Source organism: Virgibacillus sp. SK37 (assembly GCF_000725285.1).
GTDB lineage: Bacteria > Bacillota > Bacilli > Bacillales > Amphibacillaceae > Virgibacillus_Q.
Genome location: NZ_CP007161.1, coordinates 2,525,953 through 2,546,429, shown reverse-complemented (window position 1 = coordinate 2,546,429; position 20,477 = coordinate 2,525,953). Strand labels below are relative to the sequence as shown.

The window sequence follows — 20,477 nt, the reverse complement described above, 5'->3', positions numbered from 1 at the left end:
TTTCAGCTTATGAAAAAGAATTTACTAGTTTTATTTTTAGCTGCCATTTTTTTAATTGCAGGATGTTCAGCTGGAGGAGATGATGCATCGGAAGACGTTAAAGCTAAGGGTGATGGAAAGTTACAGATCGTAACAACATACTCGGTCATTTACGATATTGTAAAGAATGTCACAGGAGATCTTGCAGAAGTGCACAGCTTAGTACCAATTGGCACAGACCCCCACGCTTACGAGCCATTACCAGAGGATGTACAGTTAACGTCAGATGCAGATATGATTTTTTATAATGGGTTTAACTTGGAAACAGGTAACTCTTGGTTTGCGAATATGGTTGAGACTGCAGGTAAATCAGATGAAGATGCGCCAGTATACCGATTGACAGAAGGAGTGGAACCTCAATTATTACGTTCAGGAGCACATGAGGGAGAGGAAGATCCACATGCCTGGCTTGCTGTGGAGAACGGGATTAAATATACTGAAAATGTGAAGAAGGCATTAGTTGAGGTAGATCCGGATAATAAAGAAACGTACGAAAAAAATGCCGAGGAATACATTGAAAAATTAGAAGCATTGGATAAAGAAATTGAAACAAAAGCTGCAGAAATACCAAAAGAAAAACGTGTGCTTGTAACAAGTGAAGGAGCTTTTAAATATTTCTCAGAAGCCTATGATTTTGAAGCTGCATATATCTGGGAAATCAATGCCGAAAACGAGGGAACGCCTGAACAAATTAAGAACGTAGTTGATATTATTGTGGAAAGAGAAATACCTGGTTTGTTTGTAGAAACAAGTATCGATCCTCGTAGTATGGAAACAGTTTCTAATGAAACCGGGGTACCTATTATAGGTAAGATCTTTACCGATTCTCTTGGGAAAGAAGGCGAGGATGGAGACACGTATATTAAAATGATTGAGTGGAATATGGATATGATTATTAAAGGTTTAACAGAATAATCGAGTGACGTCACAGGTTTATTCCTGTGGCGTTTTTACATAAAGGAAACCATTGGATTAAAACTACTATTTTTGTTAAAATAACTTTACGCAAGCAGTAGGAGGAAGTTTTTATGCCAAAGGGAAAAGGAGACGCTGTAGCAGTAAACAGAAAAGCGTCACATGACTATTTTATAGAAGAAACATACGAGGCGGGTATTGTACTGCAAGGTACTGAAATTAAATCCATCCGCGCTGGCAGAGTAAATATTAAAGATGCTCACGCTCGTATTGATCGAGGTGAAGCAAAACTAATCAACTTGCATATTGCAGAATATGAGCAAGGCAATCGTTTTAACCATGATCCAACCAGAACCCGTAAGTTACTTCTGCATCGTAAAGAGATAGACAAATTAATTGGGCTTACACAGCAGCAGGGTTATGCATTAGTTCCACTGAAGATATATATTAAAAATGGATTTGCTAAAGTTTTAATTGGACTGGGAAAAGGAAAAAAGAAATACGATAAACGGGAAGATCTAAAGCGTAAACAAATGAAACGTGATGTTGATCGTGCGATTAAAGATCATATGAGGTAAGACTTAGAACAAAGAGTATGGGTTGATTTTAATGCGTGATGTGTTATAATAAGTAATGTAGTAAGTTAATAAAAATTAAATAATGCTCGATATATTACCCGAGCGTTTCTCCTTTTATGGGGACGTTACGGATTCGACAGGGATAGATCGAGCTCAGGTTGCGCGTCGAGGTTACGACTCGTAAAACGTTATTCGCCTAAATATAACTGGCAAAGAAAACAATTACTCTTTAGCAGCAGCGTAAGCTCTGCTAAAGGATCCTTCCTGCTATTGCCCGTGTAGCAGATTGAAGGGTCTCAAATGAAGCGGGCTATACGGTCATCCACCGTCTGAGGATGGTCGTTGAATTAAATCAGACTAGCTTTCTCACAGCCTGTTGGTAGGCCTAGAGATAAGCGAATGATAATATACCAACTATGCGTGTAGAAGCCTGAGTGGCGATATCTCTGGACGTGGGTTCGATTAATTTTTAGTCGCCTTTTGTGGTAACACAGAAGTGAAAATTTGGCTTTATCGGTGAAACCTAAGTTGCTTTTAATGAGTAATATGGCAACACCGAGCGGTATGTGGAGTAATCCAACAGCCGTGTATCGACTTATAGGCTGCCTGTTTTCTAGGTAGTACTAGGATATGGGATTTTACTAAATGTAAAAACTACATCTCATATAATACGCCAAAGGACCTGAATAAGGTTCAAGATATAGTCAGTGCCATATCGAAAGTATGGAAGAGCATGTCCCACCGTCTCCACCAATACATATAATTGGTGGTTTTTTTGTGTTTAATTTCTTTAAGTAAACGCCTCTTATCTTAAAATACGTGTTATAGTATTAAATAGAATAGTGGGAAGGGAGCATTCATTTTGACTACATATCCAAATATTAAAGAAACAAAAAACTTAATAAAACAGTTAGTATCTATTCCGAGCCCATCAGGTTATACCACAAATGTCATTCATTTTGTGGAAGATTACTTAAAAGAATTAGATGTGGAGACAAAACAAAATCGTAAAGGTGGACTTATCGCTACAATTCCAGGTGAAAATAATCAGGAACACCGTATGCTTACTGCACATGTAGATACACTAGGAGCAATGGTAAAAGAAATTAAGTCAAATGGCCGCCTGCGTCTTGATTTGATTGGTGGGTTTAAGTTTAATGCTATCGAAGGTGAATATTGCGAAATACATACGCCGGAAGGTAATACATTTACCGGCACTATTTTAATGCATCAAACCTCTGTACATGTTTATAAAAATGCTGGTGAAGCTAAGCGTAATCAGGAAAACATGGAAGTGCGTATTGATGCAAAAGTGGAGAATGAGATAGATGTCAGAAAGCTTGGAATCGAAGTTGGAGATTTTGTATCATTCGACCCTCGTGTTGAGTTAACAGACAATGGATTCATTAAATCACGTCATTTAGATGATAAAGCAAGTGTTGGGATTTTGCTTCAACTCATAAAGAGAATTAAAGAAGAAAAACTCACTCTACCTTATACTACTCATTTTCTGATATCAAATAATGAAGAGATTGGATATGGTGGGAATTCCAATATTCCACCAGAAACAGTAGAGTATCTCGCAGTAGATATGGGAGCAATGGGAGATGGTCAGACAACTGATGAATATACAGTATCGATCTGTGTAAAGGATTCCAGCGGACCATATCATCTAGGCTTACGCCGCAACTTAACGGAACTTGCTAAGCAAAACAATATTGGTTATAAATTGGATATTTATCCGTATTATGGGTCAGATGCTTCAGCTGCAATCCGTGCAGGACATGACATTGTGCATGGCCTGATTGGACCTGGAATTGATTCTTCCCATGCTTATGAAAGAACACATGAGGACTCGTTAAATAATACTGAAGAATTACTGTATCACTATGTAAAGTCACCAATGGTACAATATAATTAGTTAGTGAGAAGCAACATAAAACCGGACTCCTCAATGGAAGTCCGGTTTTTTTATAGTACATACAAATAGACACAGAGGAAATGAAACAGACTGCCTGCCAAGATAAATAAGTGAAAAATTTCATGAAAACCAAAATGCTTAAAAGATAGAAACTCTGGTTTTAGCCAATAAATTAATCCACCGACAGTATAAATAATTCCTCCAATTATTAATAACATCATTCCATTTGTACCAATAATTGGTGCAAGCGAAGAACTAAAGAAGACGACAATCCACCCCATAGCAATATAAAGTGCTGTGGATAACCATCTAGGTGCATGGAACCAAATTAATTTAAATGTTACACCCAAGAGTGCAATAACGCTAATTATTGAAAATAGTATCCAACCAGTAATCCCATTTAGGCTGATTAAACATAATGGAGTGTATGTTCCAGCAATCAGTACAAAAATCATGGAATGATCTACTCGTCTTAAGAAAGCAATTACATGATCTTTGGCAATAACCATATGGTAGGTTGCTGAAGCCGCATATAACAGTGTCATACTTATACCAAAAATAGTAACAGCAACGATAGAAATAATCGTACCTGTCTCTGTTGAAGCCTTCCATATCATTGCGATCAAGCCGATAATGGAAAGAATAGCTCCAAACAAGTGTGTTAGTGAATTAATTGGTTCCCGGATAATATTGTTCATGTTATTAACACCTTCAATTCATCATGTAGTTTTAAAAACTATATTACAATACTATACATATATTATCAAGTAGTCAAGGGTTTACACGTTACCAACCTTCTTCTATAATAGAACTAAAAATAATTGGAGTTAGTTATAATGAAAAATTTACAAGAACTACTTAATGATATGCATCTAAATACGAATATGAAGATTGAAGAAATCCCTGATTTGGATTTATATATGGACCAGGTTATACAGTTATTTGAGAATAAATATGCACCTTCGAAACGGTACACTGAGGATAAGATTCTAACTAAGACGATGATTAATAATTATGCAAAAGGGCAGTTATTTTATCCAATTAATAACAAAAAATATTCTAAAAACCATCTGTTGTTAATTAGTTTGATCTATCAGATGAAAGGTACTTTAACCATTAATGATGTTAAGCAAACATTACATTTGTTGAATTCTAAAATAACTGAGGAAGATTTTGACCTTCAACAGCTGTATTCATCTTATTTAGAGTTAACGGAGGCAAATACAGAAACTTTTAAAAAGGATGTAGTTAACCATGAAGAAGAGGTTAGTCAATTGGTATCCAAGTTGATGGATGAGGATGAAGATTATTTGAAGCAACTTTTATTAGTTGCTGTATTTACAAATATGAGTAATTTTTATCGGAGAGCGGCGGAAAGAATAGTCGATGAAATCGGAAGAAAAGAAACAGAATAGAGGAGGAGAGACGTAAATTGAAGTTAAGTATTCTTGATCAGGTACCCATATCCGAAGGAAGTTCTCCGCAGGAGGCTTTACAGGAAACCGTAAAACTTGCAAAACTTGGGGATGAACTTGGGTATAAGCGGTACTGGATTGCTGAGCACCATGACATGAAAGGTCTTGGATGTCCTGCCCCCGACATAGTACTAAGCTTAATTGGGAGTCAGACAAATAATATCAGAATTGGTGCTGGAGCAGTATTGCTACCACATTATATGCCTTTCCACGTTGTAGAAAAGTATAATCTGCTAGCCACTTTGTATCCGAATCGTGTTGATTTAGGAATTGGTCGTGCACCAGGCGGATCTGCAGAAGTAACAATGGCATTGTCTGCTAATTTTTTGGAAAATGTACGCAAGATGCCAGATTCAATTAATGATTTGTTACACTTTTTGAATCATAGTTTTCCTAAGGACCACATGTTTTCAAAGGTTAATCCAACACCCTTGCCACCAGTCTCACCAGTTCCATGGTTGCTGGGAACAAGTGAGAAAAGTGCCATTCAAGCAGCTGAAAAAGGTCTTCCATATGCTTTTGGACATTTTATGGCAGATGGAGATGGCACTTCCATTATAAAGAAGTACAAACAAGGGAAGAAAAGTAAAGAGGCACTTATCGCTGTGTCGGTTATTTGCGCTGAAACGAATGAAGAAGCCAGCATATTGGCAATGGATAGTAAACGATGGAAAATAGAACAGGCAAAAGGTGAAGGGAATGGTGTGCCTGACGGTAGGAAAACAGGACATTTAACAACTGAAGAAAAACGACAACTTGCTTCTTCGGACAGCAAATTGATTATCGGTGACCCTAAACAAGTAAGAAAGCAACTGGAAGAGTTACAAAGAGTTTACGAAGTGGATGAATTTATGATTCTTACAATTACACATAATTATGAAGCAAGAAGAAGGTCTTATAAGTTACTGGCCAAAGAATTCGACCTATAACGACAAAATTCTTCTTGAATAATTTTTTTTAGCATGGTAAGCTGAATAAAGAAAAATACCTTTAAAGTAGTCCAGAGAGACTAAAAAGGGTCGGAAATGTACATAGTTATATAACTATGCCCTTTTGTCCTCTGTAGACAAAGGGCATTTTTTAATGTCTAAATCTGCGAAACATAAAGGTAATTATTTTCTCTTTTAAACTTGTCCTGTGAGACTTGAAAAGAGAATGGATACCACATCCATTCTTCAGAGCCTTACAAGAAACACATGAAAAACTGGAGGGTGGTACAACATGAAATATCGTAATAAGGCAGTAGTTGCTTCAACAGCAGGTTTAACTTTAGAAGGAATGGACATTATGTTTATTTCTTTCGCTATGTCAATGATCATTACAAACTTTAATATTGACCTGGCAACAGGAGGACTCATATCTTCCATTACAAATATAGGTATGCTGGCCGGAGGAGCGATTTTCGGTATACTTGCCGATAAATATGGTAGAGTAAGAGTTTTTACGTACACCATTATTTTATTTGCTATAGGAACATTTTTGACTGGATTGGCAACAAGTATCGAACAAATTTATGTTTTTCGCTTTATAGCTGGACTGGGAGCTGGCGGTGAGTATGGAATTGGAATGGCACTAGTAGCGGAGGCTTGGCCAAAAAATAAACAGGGTAGAGCATCTTCCTATGTAAGTATTGGCGCACAATATGGAGTTATACTAGCAGCTTTATTAAGTGCAATCATTCTTCCTACACTTGGATGGAGAGCGTTATTCTTTATTGGTATTTTACCTGTCATTTTTGCTTTTATAGTAAGACGCAACCTTGATGAATCTCCAGAATGGGTTGCTGCCCAAAAAGAAAAACAAAAGGATAAAACAAAAGAAGAAAAAGGAAAACTTATCCAATTGGTAAATAATCCAAGAACAGCTTTTACTACGATAGCTTTAGCATTAATGGCAACAGTTCAGATTGCTGGTTATAATGGGTTAATGATTTGGCTGCCATCCATGCTTCAACAATCCCAAGGCTTATCAGTTTCCAGTTCAGCAATATGGACAATAAGCACCGCCGTAGGGATGATTCTGGGAATGCTTACGTTTGGTCAGTTCATGGATCGGTTTGGTACCAAAACAGCATATGGTATCTTCCTCCTAGCATCAGCGGCAGCCGTATTTATTTATTCCTATGCACATGGGGCAGCAGCAGTACTTATTGGTGGGGCCATTGTCGGTTTCTTCTCCAATGGAATGTTTGCTGGTTATGGAGCACTTATTAGTAACTATTATCCTATTCACATAAGAAGTACAGCAACGAATACCATTTTTAACTTTGGTCGCGCAGTCGGTGGTCTATCACCTATATTAGTTGGTTTTATTTTACAGCATTTTGATATGACAGTGGCAATGACATACCTTGCACTGTTATACTGCATCTCATTCGTAGCCATGCTAAGCTTACAGCAGAAAAATAAAAAGAAAGAGCTTGAAATAAAGACTGCCTAATAAAAAAGAAAAGACATAGCAGAGTAAACGCTCTGCTATGTCTTTTTTCACATAGGATGCTCTTAAAATAATAGATCGCAGTATAGATAAACTGCGACGTAACTTGATACTATTGAAGACCACCTATCGCCATTGATTTCCATTCCAGATGAACGCTTTCCGCCGGCATGGCCTCAGCCGCTTCCTCCGCTACGCTCCGTCCAGGGTCTTCGCCTCATGCTATTCCGGCAGGAGTCGTCATCTTCCATTCCAATCAATTGGTATGTGCTTTAAAATCTCAAATGCGAAGCGGGCTTTTCACACCTAATACTAAATTCATTTATTGCTAAAGAGCAACTCTTAGCGAAGGAAAAATACGGAGACTTCTGGGGGAGATGAGGCATAGGTGAGACCCCGGAATGCGCTAGCATGAGGAGGCTCATCAGCCGCCCCCGAAAAGCGCAGTGTTTTTCCGTAGCGGTGATTGGCGCAGGCTCTATATTCTTAGTTAGTTCACATTTTCCTCCTACTGTGTAGTAATTTGAATAAGATGCTGTCACTGTTAGTTTGCATTTATAAAGGAATTCAGCCATTTTTATTAATCCTTACCACAAGCGAGTCTACATGCTAATACGCCTCAAGACCTAGTAAGAAATATTGCTTAGGTTCATTACCAAAAAAACTTCCGACCGTTAAAATAAAATTATGATAGTGAAAGGAGGAGGAATAGTGAAAAAATTTCTGTTGTTTGTTGCTGGATTAGTTGCGCTATTTGTCTTAGTTGCAAACATTGGCCCAATGATTTTGTTAGGATTGAGCATTTGGTTGTTGTACGTGGTATTTAAAAAATTTGTGAAAAGTGATTCTATTGCCGGAAAAATTGGTTGGATCGTTTTGGGGCTCGTTATTCTGAGTATCACATTTTCGAACATTTTTGCGGTTATTGGTGTGGCCGCTGCTTATATCCTATATCTAATAGTAAGTAATTGGAAAAACGATGCAGACAACCCAGTTGTTAAGGTAATGAAAGATGACGACCCATTTACCAACTTTGAACGCCAATGGGCAGATTTAAACAAATAAAAAGGAGAGATTATAATGGCTTCGATATTTACACGAATAAAAGACTCTATTACTACAGATCTTCATCATTTGATGGATCAAAAAGAACAAAAGAACCCTATTGCAGCATTAAACCACTATTTAAGACAAAGTGAACAAGAAAAGGAAAAAGTAAGGAAATTGGTTGATCGACAATATAAATTAAAGGAGGAATTTACTAAAGAATACATTCAAGCAAACGATATGGCAGACAAGCGACTAAAACAAGCTAGTATTGCTGAAAAAGCAGGAGAGCAACAAATGTATGATTTTGCAATAAAAGAGCATGAAGAATATCAATTGCGAGCGGATAGAATGAAAGCATCGTATGAAGAAGCAGCACAGCAATTGGAAACATTAGAACAAAAATATGAAGAAATGAAGCATAAATTAAAAGATATGCATTTACGACGTATGGAGTTAATGGGGCGGGAAAATATTGCAAAAGCTAATTATCAAATGAACAAAGTTGTGGATGCCTCTGCAGACAAACCATTCTCAAAATTTGCCGAAATGGAAGGTTATATTGAAGGTCTGGAATATAAAGTAAATAGTGCATATTACCGTACTACCTTTGATAGCAAGATAGCAAAGTTAGAAAAAGAATTGGAAGGCAAGGGAGAAAAGGAAAAAGAATCTGTGGAGTAATTAGAAAGAAAAAATGATATACTTAAACAGGCGCAGGTATCTGTGCCTGTTTTACATAAATAAGGGGAGGGCGCTCGATGTTTAAGCATTTGAATACAAATACACTTAATTGGATATTAATCATTGGGGTGGTCCTTTTCATTATTGAGCTAACCTTTTTTCATGGTGGAATGATCGCATCTGCTTTATTTTGTTCATTATTTATCTATATTGGGTGGAAAAACTTCCTCCAACTATGGGGGAAAATATTTTTTTGGTTTGGTATAGCAGGAGCTGCATTTTCTATTTTAAATATGCTTGCTGTCCGCTTTCTGATCATTGCTGCTATTATCTTATTTATAATGAATTATTCTAAATCAAAAAAAAATGCAGAAGTAACCTATCCTACTATACTACCAAATCAAAAAGAAGATATTGCCGGTTCTGCTGTACTAAAGGTAGAGCCGCTATTTGATAACTCGTTTTTTAAAGGAGACAAAACAGACGATGCAGCTTACCAATGGAGAGATATAAATATCCATGGAATAATGGGGGATAGAGTGATTGACTTTAGTAATACTGTTCTTCCTAATGACACAGCTGTTATATCCATTCGTCACCTGGTTGGTAATATAGAGATCTATGTGCCTTATGATATAGAAGTGAGTATCCTTCATAGCTCTTTCTTTGGCCGCGCCCAAATTTTAGATCAGTACCATACAAAACTAATGAATCAGTCATTAATATACAAGACAGAAAAGTATGATGAATCTCAAGCACGCGTGAAGATAATCACTTCCGTTTTCTCCGGAGATATTGAGGTGAAGCGAATATGAATACAATCATTCGTCATATCTTCACTGCTGTACTACTTGGATTTATCTTGTCTTTTATTGTGACTGTTGTTACCTTACTCGTTTTTGTGGATAATTGGACGATGATAGCCGAGAAAAAAGTAGGGGAAGTCAATTATCTTGTCATTGTGTTTGGTATACCAATTGTTGGTGGTGCGATTATTGGAATAATTACAGGTACATATTGGCAACAACGGGTTCGCCATATTGAAAAACAAATGGATGAGTTATTGAAAGGTAGAAAGGTAAAAGCTACGCAAGAATTTAAAGAGATAAAGAATATAGAACGTTTTTTAATACAGATTCAAGAAAAAATTCGAGATCAAACAGAAGTTGCTCAGCGTTTGGCAACTGACCGGGCAACAGAGCGCGAGAAAAGTTTGCAGGAAGTAGTAGTCCAGGAAAGGAACAGGCTTGCAAGGGAATTGCATGACTCCGTCAGTCAACAGTTGTTTGCAGCCTCCATGATGATGTCTGCGATTAATGAGGAGAATACTTATACACCAATAAAAAAACAACTCCAACTAGTTGAAAATATGATTCAACAATCTCAAATGGAGATGCGCGCTTTATTACTTCATTTACGACCAGTAGCATTAAAAGGTAAGTCTTTACACGAGGGGATTAAGGAGTTACTACTCGAACTAACCGAAAAAGTACCGATGAAGATCAACTGGAAAATTGAAGCATTTCCTGTAGATAAGGGTGTTGAAGACCAACTTTTTCGCATTGTGCAGGAATCGGTTTCGAATACCTTAAGACATTCGAAAGCTACTGATCTTGAGGTAATGCTTATGGAAAGAGATGAGACAGTTATTCTTCGGGTGGTCGATAATGGAATTGGTTTTAACATAGATACCGTTAAAACGAATTCATATGGGTTACAGAATATGCGGGAAAGAGCTTTTGAAATTGGCGGCTCATTTAAAATAATAAGTATACCAGGAGAGGGAACTAGAATGGAGATAAAAGTTCCTAACTTAAGCTTGGAGGAGGAACACCATGATTAATGTCTTATTTGCCGATGACCATGAAATGGTACGAATCGGTGTATCGGCATATTTGTCTGCACAGAAAGATATAAATGTAACTGCCGAAGCGGATGATGGAGGAGAGGCTGTCAGATTAGCTTTGAAATTAAAACCTGATATTATTTTGATGGATCTTGTGATGAAGGAAATGGATGGAATAGAAGCAACTAGACAGATTATTCAGCAATGGCCGGAAGCAAAAATCATCATTGTAACAAGCTTTCTTGATGATGATAAGGTATATCCTGCCTTGGAGGCAGGTGCTGCAAGTTACATGTTGAAAACTTCTAAAGCAAGTGAAATAGCTGAGGCGATTCGCGCTACCTATCAAGGTCAGTCTATATTGGAACCCGAAGTGACTGGAAAGATTATGAACCGAATGCGGTCAAAGAATGATGAATACCTTCATAATCAGTTGACAGATAGGGAAACAGAAATTTTATTACTAATCGCACAGGGGAAGTCCAACCAGGAAATAGCAGATGAATTATTTATAGCGGTAAAAACTGTAAAGGTACATGTAAGTAATATATTGGGAAAACTACAAGTACAGGACCGAACCCAGGCGGTTATTTATGCATTTAACAATAATTTGGTTTGAAGTTAAACGTACAACTAAAAAGAGACTAATAAAAAACTAAAATCCGAACCGATTTAATAATAAATCTTGGTTCGGATTTTTATTTTTTACTACTTAGTGACGCGGTTATTTTGATCAAATCATACCTACATTTGAATTTTTACTTAAAAATATTACTTAGTTATGCCAGCCTATTTAATGTTATAAAATCGATCTACAAGATTGTAAACCGCAACTAATTCATAAAGAATAATAAGTTCGGGTGGAAATTTTGTTGGATGCTTGTCACTGTTTTTTGTAATCTCTTCATTATCCTCCCAGAATATCTCAGTGATTTGTTGTAATTCCATTTGATGTTTTTCAGGTTGATAATAAGCGGGATTCCTCAATGCTTTGGTCAATTCTGTAACAGCATGAAGAATGATCTTCCGTTCCTCCACAGACCAAGATATATCCTTTAAGGGACTGTTAATTAGATTGTCCATATGGTAGTGAATCAAGCGCAGCCTTACTATTTGGTCTTGAACTTTTTGGAATTGTTGTTTTTCACTTGCAGCTAGCGGATGGTATTTAGCTTCATCTTTTTGAAATCTGATAAGTAGCTCTGTCTGTAAGATTTTTTTATCCAACTCGGCTACCATTTCCTTTTCTATTTCATCCTGATCATCATGCTTATCTTCTAGAATATCTCTGAATACTTTCTCAATAATTTTCCCTGTACGCTTTGCCATCGATTGGATGTTATTCTTTATATCATTTTTGTAGTCAGGTGGTAGCACAAACATATTCACAGCAGTTGAAACTAATAAACCGACGGTAGTTGTGCCAAGTCGAATGAAAAAAGAAAATAAAAAGTTACTGTGTATTACTTCAATCATTGCTACAGCTGTTAATGTTGCTACTAGTAAACCTGCATGTAACTTTAGACGAAAACAAGTCACGATCGTAAAGACAGCGGCCAAGGTATAAGTTAATGGGGAATTACCGAATATCGAAATAAAGAATACAGCATAGGCAGAGCCGATTGCTGATGCAGGAAATCGAATAACTCCCTTTTTGATGGAATCAGATACTGTTGGCTCAATAGAAACGATTGCTGTAATTACTGCAAATACTGGTGGCCAATCCAGTAGCTCACATATCCAAGCTGTTAAAAATATAGCAACCCCTGTTTTAATTACTCGTCCCCCTACAATTTTCCTCACTAAAGCTACACCTCAATTAAACGTTGTCTTTATCGTATTTCCTAGCTTATCGCACTATCTATTTTCCAACAAGAAAGTAAAATAATCAAATATTTTTTAGGAAAAGGGTTGCAATTTTTAAAATAATCGAATAGACTGTATTATAACAAAATAAACATTAGTATAACTGTTGTATATAAGGAGGTGTAGGAATGACGAAAAGAACATGTCCTGAGTGTGGAAAACCAATGGAAGAAAAGAGTTACCTTATGGAATGCGATTATTGTCTCTCTAAAAAGGAAGACTAATTTTTTTGGCATTACTGTTATACAACAATATTAATTAATTACATTTGTGTCATAACAAGGAGGTTAGATGAATGTTAATGAAAAGTGAAGCATTAACGATTATTCCTGAGAAAAAATATGAAGCAATTTTGGATCCTATGGCTATGGAATTCATTGAAAAGCTACACATGCATTTTAATGAGAGAAGGATTAATTTACTAAAAATAAGGGCCCAATTACAAGAAAAGATGAACCAAGGAAAGAAGCCTGATTTTCTTTCTGAAACGATAGAGATACGTAATAGTAATTGGACCATTGATCCTATCCCAAAAGATTTGAAGGATAGAAGAGTAGAAATAACTGGGCCTGTTGATCGAAAAATGATCATTAATGCATTAAATTCAGGAGCAACTGGGTTTATGGCTGATTTTGAGGATGCTACTTCTCCTACATGGGAAAACGTTATGGATGGGCAACAAAATTTAAAGGATGCTATTCGAAGGAAAATTGACTTTCAATCAGAGAAAGGAAAGCACTATAAATTGAATGATGAAACAGCTGTGCTTATTGTAAGACCGCGAGGGTGGCATATGGATGAAGAAAACATCACCTTTCAAGGTAAACCTGTTTCTGCAAGCCTCGTTGATTTCGGACTTTATTTTTATCATAATGCGAAAGAATTATTAAGTAGGGGAACAGGACCATATTTTTATCTGCCTAAGATTGAGAACCATCTTGAAGCACGACTATGGAATGATATTTTTGTATTCTCGCAAAATGAACTTGGTATTCCTCAGGGAACTATTAAAGCAACTGTGTTAATTGAAACCATAACCGCTGCTTTTGAAATGGATGAGATATTGTATGAGTTAAAAGAGCACTCAGCAGGATTGAATTGCGGACGTTGGGATTATATTTTTAGTTTCATAAAGAAATTTCATCAGGATCCTGAAATACTTTTACCTGATCGCTCGGTAGTGACAATGGAGGTTCCCTTTATGAGGGCTTATTCTTTATTGGCAATCCAAACTTGCCATAAACGAAATGCTCCTGCAATGGGGGGGATGGCTGCACATATACCGGTTAAAAATGATGAAAAGGCGAATGAACTTGCCTATGATAAAGTACGGGCAGATAAACAACGCGAAGTAAATGACGGCCATGACGGAACATGGGTTGCTCATCCCGGAATGGTACAGTTGGTCAAAGAAGTTTTTAATAAACGAATGCCGACGCCAAATCAAATTTTTAGAAAAAGAGAGGATGTTCAAGTAACACAAACAGATTTATTGGAAGCACCAAAAGGAGAGATCACGGAAGCAGGGCTTCGAACGAATATTAACGTGGGAATTCAATATATAGCAGCATGGTTTATGGGGAGAGGAGCAGTTCCCATTAATAATTTAATGGAGGATGCTGCAACGGCAGAAATTTCACGTGCACAGGTTTGGCAATGGATCCGCCATCCAAAAGGGAAATTGAATAATGGGGAAAATATTTCTAAAGAACTGGTAGAAAAAATGATGAAGGAAGAATTAGTTAAAATTAAAAATCAAGTTGGTGAAGATGTTTATAAAAATAACAAGTTTGATCAGGCTGCAGAGCTATTTAATAAGTTAATCAACCAGGATGAATTTGCTGAATTTCTTACATTGCCTGCATATAAGCAATTATTAAAAGGGGGAAATAAATAATGGTTAATAATCGTGCAGAAGTATTAAGAAAAGAGTGGGATAATGAGTTGCGTTGGGTGGGGGTAGAAAGACCTTATGATGCGGAAGATGTTATTCGTCTACGTGGATCACTTGATATGGAGTATACACTTGCAGCCAAGGGGGCTGAAAAACTTTGGGATCTAATTAATAAAGAACCTTATATTAATGCATTAGGTGCCCTGACGGGGAATCAGGCAGTTCAGCAAGTAAAAGCAGGGTTAAAGGCAATTTATCTGAGTGGTTGGCAAGTAGCAGCAGATGCCAACATGGCTGGCCAAATGTACCCTGATCAAAGCTTGTATCCGGTAAATAGTGTACCTAATGTAGTGAAACGTATTAATCAGGCATTACAGCGTGCTGATCAAATACATTATGCAGAAGGAGATCATTCCATTGAATGGTTTGCTCCAATTGTAGCAGATGCTGAAGCAGGATTCGGAGGGCAATTAAATGTATTTGAATTAATGAAAGCTATGATAGAAGCTGGTGCTTCAGGAGTCCATTTTGAAGACCAGTTGTCCTCCGAAAAAAAGTGCGGACATTTAGGAGGGAAAGTTCTTTTACCTACTCAAACTTCTGTAAGAAATTTAATATCAGCACGGTTTGCAGCCGATGTAATGGGGACACCAACCGTTATTATAGCTAGAACGGATGCGAATGCTGCTAATTTAATTACAAGTGACATAGACCCTTATGACGCAGAATTTATTACAGGCGAACGTACACCGGAAGGATTCTACAAAACGAAAGCAGGTTTGGAGCAAGCAATTGCAAGGGGATTAGCCTATGCTCCATATGCCGATCTTATCTGGTGTGAAACTTCAGAGCCTAATTTAGAGGAGGCGCAAAGATTCGCAGAAGCCATTCATGAAAAATACCCAAATAAACTACTAGCATACAATTGCTCACCATCGTTTAATTGGAAGAAAAAATTGTCGGATGGTGAAATAGCTGAATTTCAAAAAGAATTAGGGAAAATGGGCTATAAATTCCAGTTTGTTACATTAGCAGGCTTCCATGCACTCAATTATAGTATGTTTGACCTAGCTAGAAAGTACAAAGATAGAGGAATGGCCGCATATTCTGAATTACAACAAGCAGAATTTGCAAGTGAAAATTACGGATATAGCGCTACAAGACATCAGAGGGAAGTTGGTACAGGTTATTTTGATGAAGTAGCTCAAGTGATATCAGGCGGGACTTCTTCCACTGCAGCCTTAAAGGGATCTACAGAAGAAGAGCAATTTACTAACTAAGTTACATTAAAGTACTCCTTTCAACGAAGAAAGGAGTATTTTTTTATGAAAAAAGAGGTTTAGTGTCATTATTGAAATATAATTGTAACATTGTCATAACATGAGTGAAAAATATGGATGTTATACTACAAATGTCCTAAAGATAGAAAGGACCACATACTACTTATATATTATACACATTCTCGCAATGTTTTTAGTAATAGATAGATAGAGAGACATACATACATAACGAAGTTGCGGATGTGAATTAGGAAGCGGGGAAGAGAAGTTGAAAAAAACAATAATGACTATGACTACTGTAGCGGTAGTTGGTTTGAGTAGTGCATTTTTCAGTTCAAATGTCCATGCTGAAACAGTAAATAATTTGAAAAACAAACAAGAACAAATACAAAATGATCGCTCTGAGGTGAAAGCAAATCTATCAGAAGCGGAAGAAAAGATTTCAAAAGTTTTAGTAGAATTAGAGACACTTAATAAAGATATTGAAAGAGTAAATGACGCTTTAAAAGAAAATAAAGCAAAAATGGATGAAACAGAGCAGTCCATTTCAAAAACAAAAAAAGAAGTAGAAAAATTAGAAGCGGAAATAGCCGACTTGGAAGCTGCAATTGAAAAACGATTTGAAATACTTAAAGAAAGAATGGTTTCCTACCAGAAAAGTGGCGGAGATATTAGCTACCTTGAAGTAGTATTTGGAGCACAAAGCTTTGGAGATTTTATCAGCAGAGTATCAGCTGTAAATAAAATTGCCGATTCAGACGCTAAACTAATGGAAGAACAGGAAGCAGATAAAAAAGAAGTTGAGGAAAAACAAGATAAAGTAGTGGACAAGCTTGATAACTTGAAAGATATGAAGGCAGAATTAGAAGATATGCAGTCCACTATTAATGAACAAAAGAAACAAAATGTAGAGAAAAAGAAATCTCTTAAAGAAAAGAAAAGTGAACTTGTTACGATGAAGGAAGAATTACAAATTAAAGATAGTAATTTGGCTTCACTTGAAAGAGAAGTAAAGCAAAATATTGCTGCAGCTACTGCACCACCAGCAAGAACAACTGCTTCATCGAATCATTCAGAAAGCTCAAGTTCCCAATTGTCTACATTAAGTAGTGAAAAGAGTAAAGGAAGCAGTAATACTTCCGCTCCAACAGCTTCTAAAGGCAGTGGCGGAATGAGTGCAATCTTAAATGCTGGAAACAGATATATTGGTAATTCTGTTTATGTATTCGGTGGAGGAAGAAGTGCTTCTGATATTGCAAGAGGAAGATTTGATTGCTCCGGGTTCGTATCTTGGGCATTTTCCCAAGGCGGAGTTTCAGTACCAGCTAGCACTGGTGGTTTATCTGGTGTAGGTACTAAAGTTTCATATAGTAATGCACAGCCTGGTGATTTAGTGTTCTTTAACACATATAAGACAAATGGTCATGTTGGAATCTATTTAGGTGGCGGAAGATTCATTGGATCTCAAAGCTCAACAGGTGTAGCTGTTGCCAATATGAACAGTGGTTACTGGAACCAAAAGTTTAGTGGACATGTAAGAAGAGTTAGATAATAAAAGAAAATCCATCCTTATAGGGTGGATTTTTTGCATTCAAATATATATGTTCGTGTTACCAAATGATTTGCAAAATAGATAAACTCTGAAGTAACTTGGTAGTACTGTTAACGGCCGTTTCGGAAACCAATATATGGTAAGAAAAAACTATATAGAAATTCATGAATAAGTACGCTGGATAATCTTGTTCTGCTGTCGATTAATCTCATCTACGGCGGATACTTTCACTCTGCAGCCGATAGTTTTTGTCGGTACTTCGGATTTTTCTCCTACTGCGAATTTAATATTTCGCTTTAGTTACGTTAGTAGCCTATGTTAATGTAAACAAGTGTCGGTTGCTGTGTGTAATATGTTCGATATCATGTCAGTGAGAAAAAATAAAAGCGTTTCGTTTTTACTTACCGGGGTACTTATTATACATATATGTAAACGTAACCTATAGTTACAGTTTACATTACATAAAAAAATCAATGGAAAGGATCTGTTATGAACACAAAAAAAACATTTAAAAATCCCGTACTTTATGTATCCGCAATCATCGTTTTATTGCTGGTTATTATTGGAGCAGTTATGCCAAATAAATTTGGAGCTGTTGCAAATAAGCTCTTTACATTTACGACCAGTTCATTTGGATGGTTCTACTTATTAGCTGTTTTTATTTTTATTATATTTCTTGTAGGTCTGGCGTTTAGTAAATACGGTAAAATCCGTTTAGGACCAGTTAATTCTCGGCCAGAGTATACCTTTTTCACATGGATCGGTATGCTTTTCTCTGCAGGTTTTGGAGCGGGACTAGTATTCTGGGGTGTCGCTGAACCAATGAGTCATTTTTTTGAAACACCATTTCCTGGTATAGAAGCTCAAACAGAAGAAGCTGCTCGGGTTGCAATGGGGTATGCTTTCTTCCATTGGGGGATCAGCCAGTGGTCTGTTTTTGCTGTGGTTGGCTTAGTAATTGCCTATCTTCAATTTAAAAAAGAGAAAAAAGGCTTGATTTCCACTGCAATTCAGCCAGTGGTTGGTAAAAATAAAGCATTAGGTGGCACGATAGACTCATTAGCAGTTATTGCTACAGTCATGGGTGTAGCAACATCTCTCGGATTAGGAATACTTCAAATGAATGGAGGGTTAAAGTCTGTTTTTAACCTCCCAAATTCGATCGTGGTACAAGTAGCAATAGCAGGAGTGATGTTAGTAACTTATCTTTTATCGTCGAGTACTGGTCTAAACAAAGGTATTAAATGGCTAAGTAATTTAAATCTTGGCCTATGCCTTTTATTACTCCTTTTTGTATTTTTTGCCGGGCCAACCGTATTTATATTAGATACGTTTGTCCTTGGTCTAGGAGATTATTTTACCAACTTTATTCAATACAGTCTGCGTCTAACCCCATATTCCGAGGACACGTGGGTTCGTGATTGGACCATATTTTATTGGGCATGGTCTACTGCATGGTCTCCGTTTGTAGGTGCATTTGTTGCAAGGGTCTCCAAAGGTCGAACGATACGTGAATTTGTATTTGGTGTGTTAGTCGTACCCCCTGCAATTGCTTGTTTATGGATTGCTGCGTTTGGAGGAACAGCGATTCATAGCGATTTATTTAATGGTACTCAGATAGCTGAAGCTGTGAATGCGGATATTGCTGTTGCTTTATTTGAAACGTTTGGGAATCTTCCAATGACAACCATTCTTTCTCTTTTGTCTATCTTTTTAATCTTTACATTTTTAGTGACTTCTGCAGATTCTGCTACCTATATTTTGGGAAGTATGACCTCCAGAGGAAGCTTGAATCCAGCTCTAATCGTAAAAATCATCTGGGGTGTGTTAATAACGGCTATTGCTGTAGTACTATTGCTTGCTGGTGGGCTAAATGCGTTGCAGACAGCTTCATTAATATCGGCGTTGCCATTTACAATCATTTTATTAATAATAGTTGTATCGTTTTTAAAAATGATTAAGAGAGACATAAAGTAATAGTATTAAAAAAGTAATGGATTGGTTTAATATGCAAGTAAATAGGAAGAGTTCCATGTTTCTCTACACTGTACTTTGGTTCGGATGTTTAACGGAAGTTAATATAGGATAAATATTATTAACTAATGAAAACAAAGGAGTGCCTGAGTATATGGATTTAGCAAAAGAAATTAAAGAGTTGGAAAATATAAGAAGAAATGATACTAATAAGGTTTTTACGATGTACTTAAATACGGACCCATCTGATCCTGAACAACAGGGTGGAGAGTGGAAAATCCACTATAAAAATGGCATGCGCAATTTCGAAAGCTATTTAAAAGAGGATGAAGATAAAGAAGAACTAAAAAATTTCCAATTAGTTAAACAGAAGGTAGATAAATTTATAAAAGGAAATGAACAGAAATTCCTCCGTGGTGTCGTCATCATAGCTACTGCTGATGAAGAAGTGTGGTTTGCAGATCGAGTTCAAATGCGGTTAGAAACAGAATTCTTTTGGCAGGAAACGCCTGAACTAGGTCAACTAAAGAAACTGGAGAAGAGTTATCCTAAAACAGGAATTGTGCTCGTTCAACAGAATGAAGTAAAAGTTATAGAATCATATCTAAATGAGATTGAGGAAATTTATTCTTATGAACTAAACCTTGATACGGATGATTGGAGGCAGAAAGTAGGACCTCGAAAAGCAAATGCATCTTCAATGGCGCCAGGAGCGACAAATGCTCAAAAGGATAATTTTGCAGCTAGATATGAAGCGAATAAACAGCGCTGGTACAAAAAGATTGCTCCAAAATTAGATAAAGCTGCTAAGGATAAAGAGTGGGAGAAGATTGTGATTGTAGGAGAGTCGGATCCTTCTCAAGAGTTAAAGGAACAAATGAATAAACAAGTAGACGAGGTAATTCAAAAAAATATGCTTGACCATGAAGAATCTAAAGTTCTTGCAGAAGTATTTGGATAAGTAAAAAAC

19 protein-coding genes and 1 other RNA gene are annotated in these 20,477 nt (G+C 36.8%); 18 read left to right on the top strand and 2 right to left on the bottom strand.

All coding sequences use genetic code 11. The annotated features are described in order from the left end of the window. The first annotated feature begins 9 nt into the window (after positions 1–9). The 4 genes from X953_RS13050 (at position 10) to X953_RS13040 (ending at position 3,453) form a co-directional block, all read left to right on the top strand. Positions 10–954, top strand: coding sequence for a metal ABC transporter substrate-binding protein (locus X953_RS13050; RefSeq protein WP_040955981.1), 945 nt, complete (start codon positions 10–12; stop codon positions 952–954). 113 nt (positions 955–1,067) lie between these two features. Further along, positions 1,068–1,532 carry an SsrA-binding protein SmpB gene (gene smpB / locus X953_RS13045; RefSeq protein WP_040955980.1) on the top strand — a complete coding sequence of 155 codons (465 nt, stop codon included), beginning with the start codon at positions 1,068–1,070 and terminating at the stop codon, positions 1,530–1,532. Between the two features lie 126 nt (positions 1,533–1,658). Then, positions 1,659–1,997: a transfer-messenger RNA gene (ssrA, locus tag X953_RS19580) on the top strand. Between the two features lie 397 nt (positions 1,998–2,394). Next, positions 2,395–3,453 (top strand): M42 family metallopeptidase, encoded by a 1,059-nt coding sequence (locus X953_RS13040; RefSeq protein WP_198023275.1) that lies wholly within the window; start codon positions 2,395–2,397, stop codon positions 3,451–3,453. Positions 3,454–3,503: 50 nt separating this feature from the next. On the opposite strand, the gene X953_RS13035 is transcribed toward X953_RS13040, so the two are convergent. Continuing rightward, positions 3,504–4,151, bottom strand: a complete 648-nt coding sequence (locus X953_RS13035) for a hemolysin III family protein (protein ID WP_040955979.1) — start codon at positions 4,149–4,151, stop codon at positions 3,504–3,506. A 138-nt stretch (positions 4,152–4,289) separates the two neighbouring features. On the opposite strand from X953_RS13035, the gene X953_RS13030 reads away from it, so the two are divergent. The 8 genes from X953_RS13030 to X953_RS12995 all read left to right on the top strand — a co-directional run bounded on the left by X953_RS13030 (position 4,290) and on the right by X953_RS12995 (position 11,560). Then, complete coding sequence (locus X953_RS13030; RefSeq protein ID WP_040955978.1) at positions 4,290–4,868, top strand: DUF1836 domain-containing protein; 579 nt, start codon at positions 4,290–4,292, stop codon at positions 4,866–4,868. A gap of 17 nt (positions 4,869–4,885) precedes the next feature. Beyond that, positions 4,886–5,857 carry an LLM class flavin-dependent oxidoreductase gene (locus X953_RS13025; RefSeq protein ID WP_040955977.1) on the top strand — a complete coding sequence of 324 codons (972 nt, stop codon included), beginning with the start codon at positions 4,886–4,888 and terminating at the stop codon, positions 5,855–5,857. Between the two features lie 292 nt (positions 5,858–6,149). Then, positions 6,150–7,367 (top strand): MFS transporter, encoded by a 1,218-nt coding sequence (locus X953_RS13020; protein WP_040955976.1) that lies wholly within the window; start codon positions 6,150–6,152, stop codon positions 7,365–7,367. Positions 7,368–8,075: 708 nt separating this feature from the next. Then, the gene (locus X953_RS13015) at positions 8,076–8,429 is read left to right on the top strand and encodes a hypothetical protein (protein WP_040955975.1); all 354 of its coding nucleotides are present in this window, start codon (positions 8,076–8,078) and stop codon (positions 8,427–8,429) included. Between the two features lie 15 nt (positions 8,430–8,444). Continuing rightward, the gene (locus X953_RS13010) at positions 8,445–9,095 is read left to right on the top strand and encodes a PspA/IM30 family protein (protein WP_040955974.1); all 651 of its coding nucleotides are present in this window, start codon (positions 8,445–8,447) and stop codon (positions 9,093–9,095) included. A gap of 77 nt (positions 9,096–9,172) precedes the next feature. Continuing rightward, positions 9,173–9,910 (top strand): cell wall-active antibiotics response protein LiaF, encoded by a 738-nt coding sequence (gene liaF, locus X953_RS13005; protein ID WP_040955973.1) that lies wholly within the window; start codon positions 9,173–9,175, stop codon positions 9,908–9,910. Continuing rightward, complete coding sequence (locus X953_RS13000) at positions 9,907–10,938, top strand: sensor histidine kinase (RefSeq protein ID WP_040955972.1); 1,032 nt, start codon at positions 9,907–9,909, stop codon at positions 10,936–10,938. The genes liaF and X953_RS13000 overlap by 4 nt, the downstream gene beginning before the upstream one ends. Further along, entirely contained in the window at positions 10,931–11,560 is a 630-nt protein-coding gene (locus X953_RS12995) for a response regulator transcription factor (protein WP_040955971.1), read from the top strand. The genes X953_RS13000 and X953_RS12995 overlap by 8 nt, the downstream gene beginning before the upstream one ends. Before the next feature lie 170 nt (positions 11,561–11,730). Here X953_RS12995 and X953_RS12990 read toward each other — a convergent pair whose 3' ends face one another. Next, entirely contained in the window at positions 11,731–12,744 is a 1,014-nt protein-coding gene (locus X953_RS12990) for an aromatic acid exporter family protein (protein ID WP_040955970.1), read from the bottom strand. Between the two features lie 191 nt (positions 12,745–12,935). Here X953_RS12990 and X953_RS19835 point away from each other — a divergent pair, with 191 nt between their 5' ends. The 6 genes from X953_RS19835 (at position 12,936) to X953_RS12965 (ending at position 20,468) form a co-directional block, all read left to right on the top strand. After that, positions 12,936–13,031 carry a hypothetical protein gene (locus X953_RS19835; RefSeq protein WP_019377605.1) on the top strand — a complete coding sequence of 32 codons (96 nt, stop codon included), beginning with the start codon at positions 12,936–12,938 and terminating at the stop codon, positions 13,029–13,031. A gap of 71 nt (positions 13,032–13,102) precedes the next feature. Then, on the top strand, positions 13,103–14,704 hold the full coding sequence (gene aceB, locus X953_RS12985) for a malate synthase A (RefSeq protein WP_156958488.1): 1,602 nt from the start codon (positions 13,103–13,105) through the stop codon (positions 14,702–14,704). Beyond that, complete coding sequence (gene aceA, locus X953_RS12980) at positions 14,704–15,981, top strand: isocitrate lyase (protein WP_040955969.1); 1,278 nt, start codon at positions 14,704–14,706, stop codon at positions 15,979–15,981. The genes aceB and aceA overlap by 1 nt, the downstream gene beginning before the upstream one ends. Before the next feature lie 268 nt (positions 15,982–16,249). Continuing rightward, positions 16,250–17,533 carry a C40 family peptidase gene (locus X953_RS12975; RefSeq protein ID WP_198023274.1) on the top strand — a complete coding sequence of 428 codons (1,284 nt, stop codon included), beginning with the start codon at positions 16,250–16,252 and terminating at the stop codon, positions 17,531–17,533. Positions 17,534–18,022: 489 nt separating this feature from the next. Further along, positions 18,023–19,510: a BCCT family transporter gene (locus tag X953_RS12970; protein WP_040955968.1), complete on the top strand. Its 1,488-nt coding sequence runs from the start codon at positions 18,023–18,025 to the stop codon at positions 19,508–19,510. Between the two features lie 151 nt (positions 19,511–19,661). Further along, positions 19,662–20,468, top strand: a complete 807-nt coding sequence (locus X953_RS12965; protein WP_040955967.1) for a VLRF1 family aeRF1-type release factor — start codon at positions 19,662–19,664, stop codon at positions 20,466–20,468. The last annotated feature ends 9 nt before the right edge of the window (positions 20,469–20,477 follow it).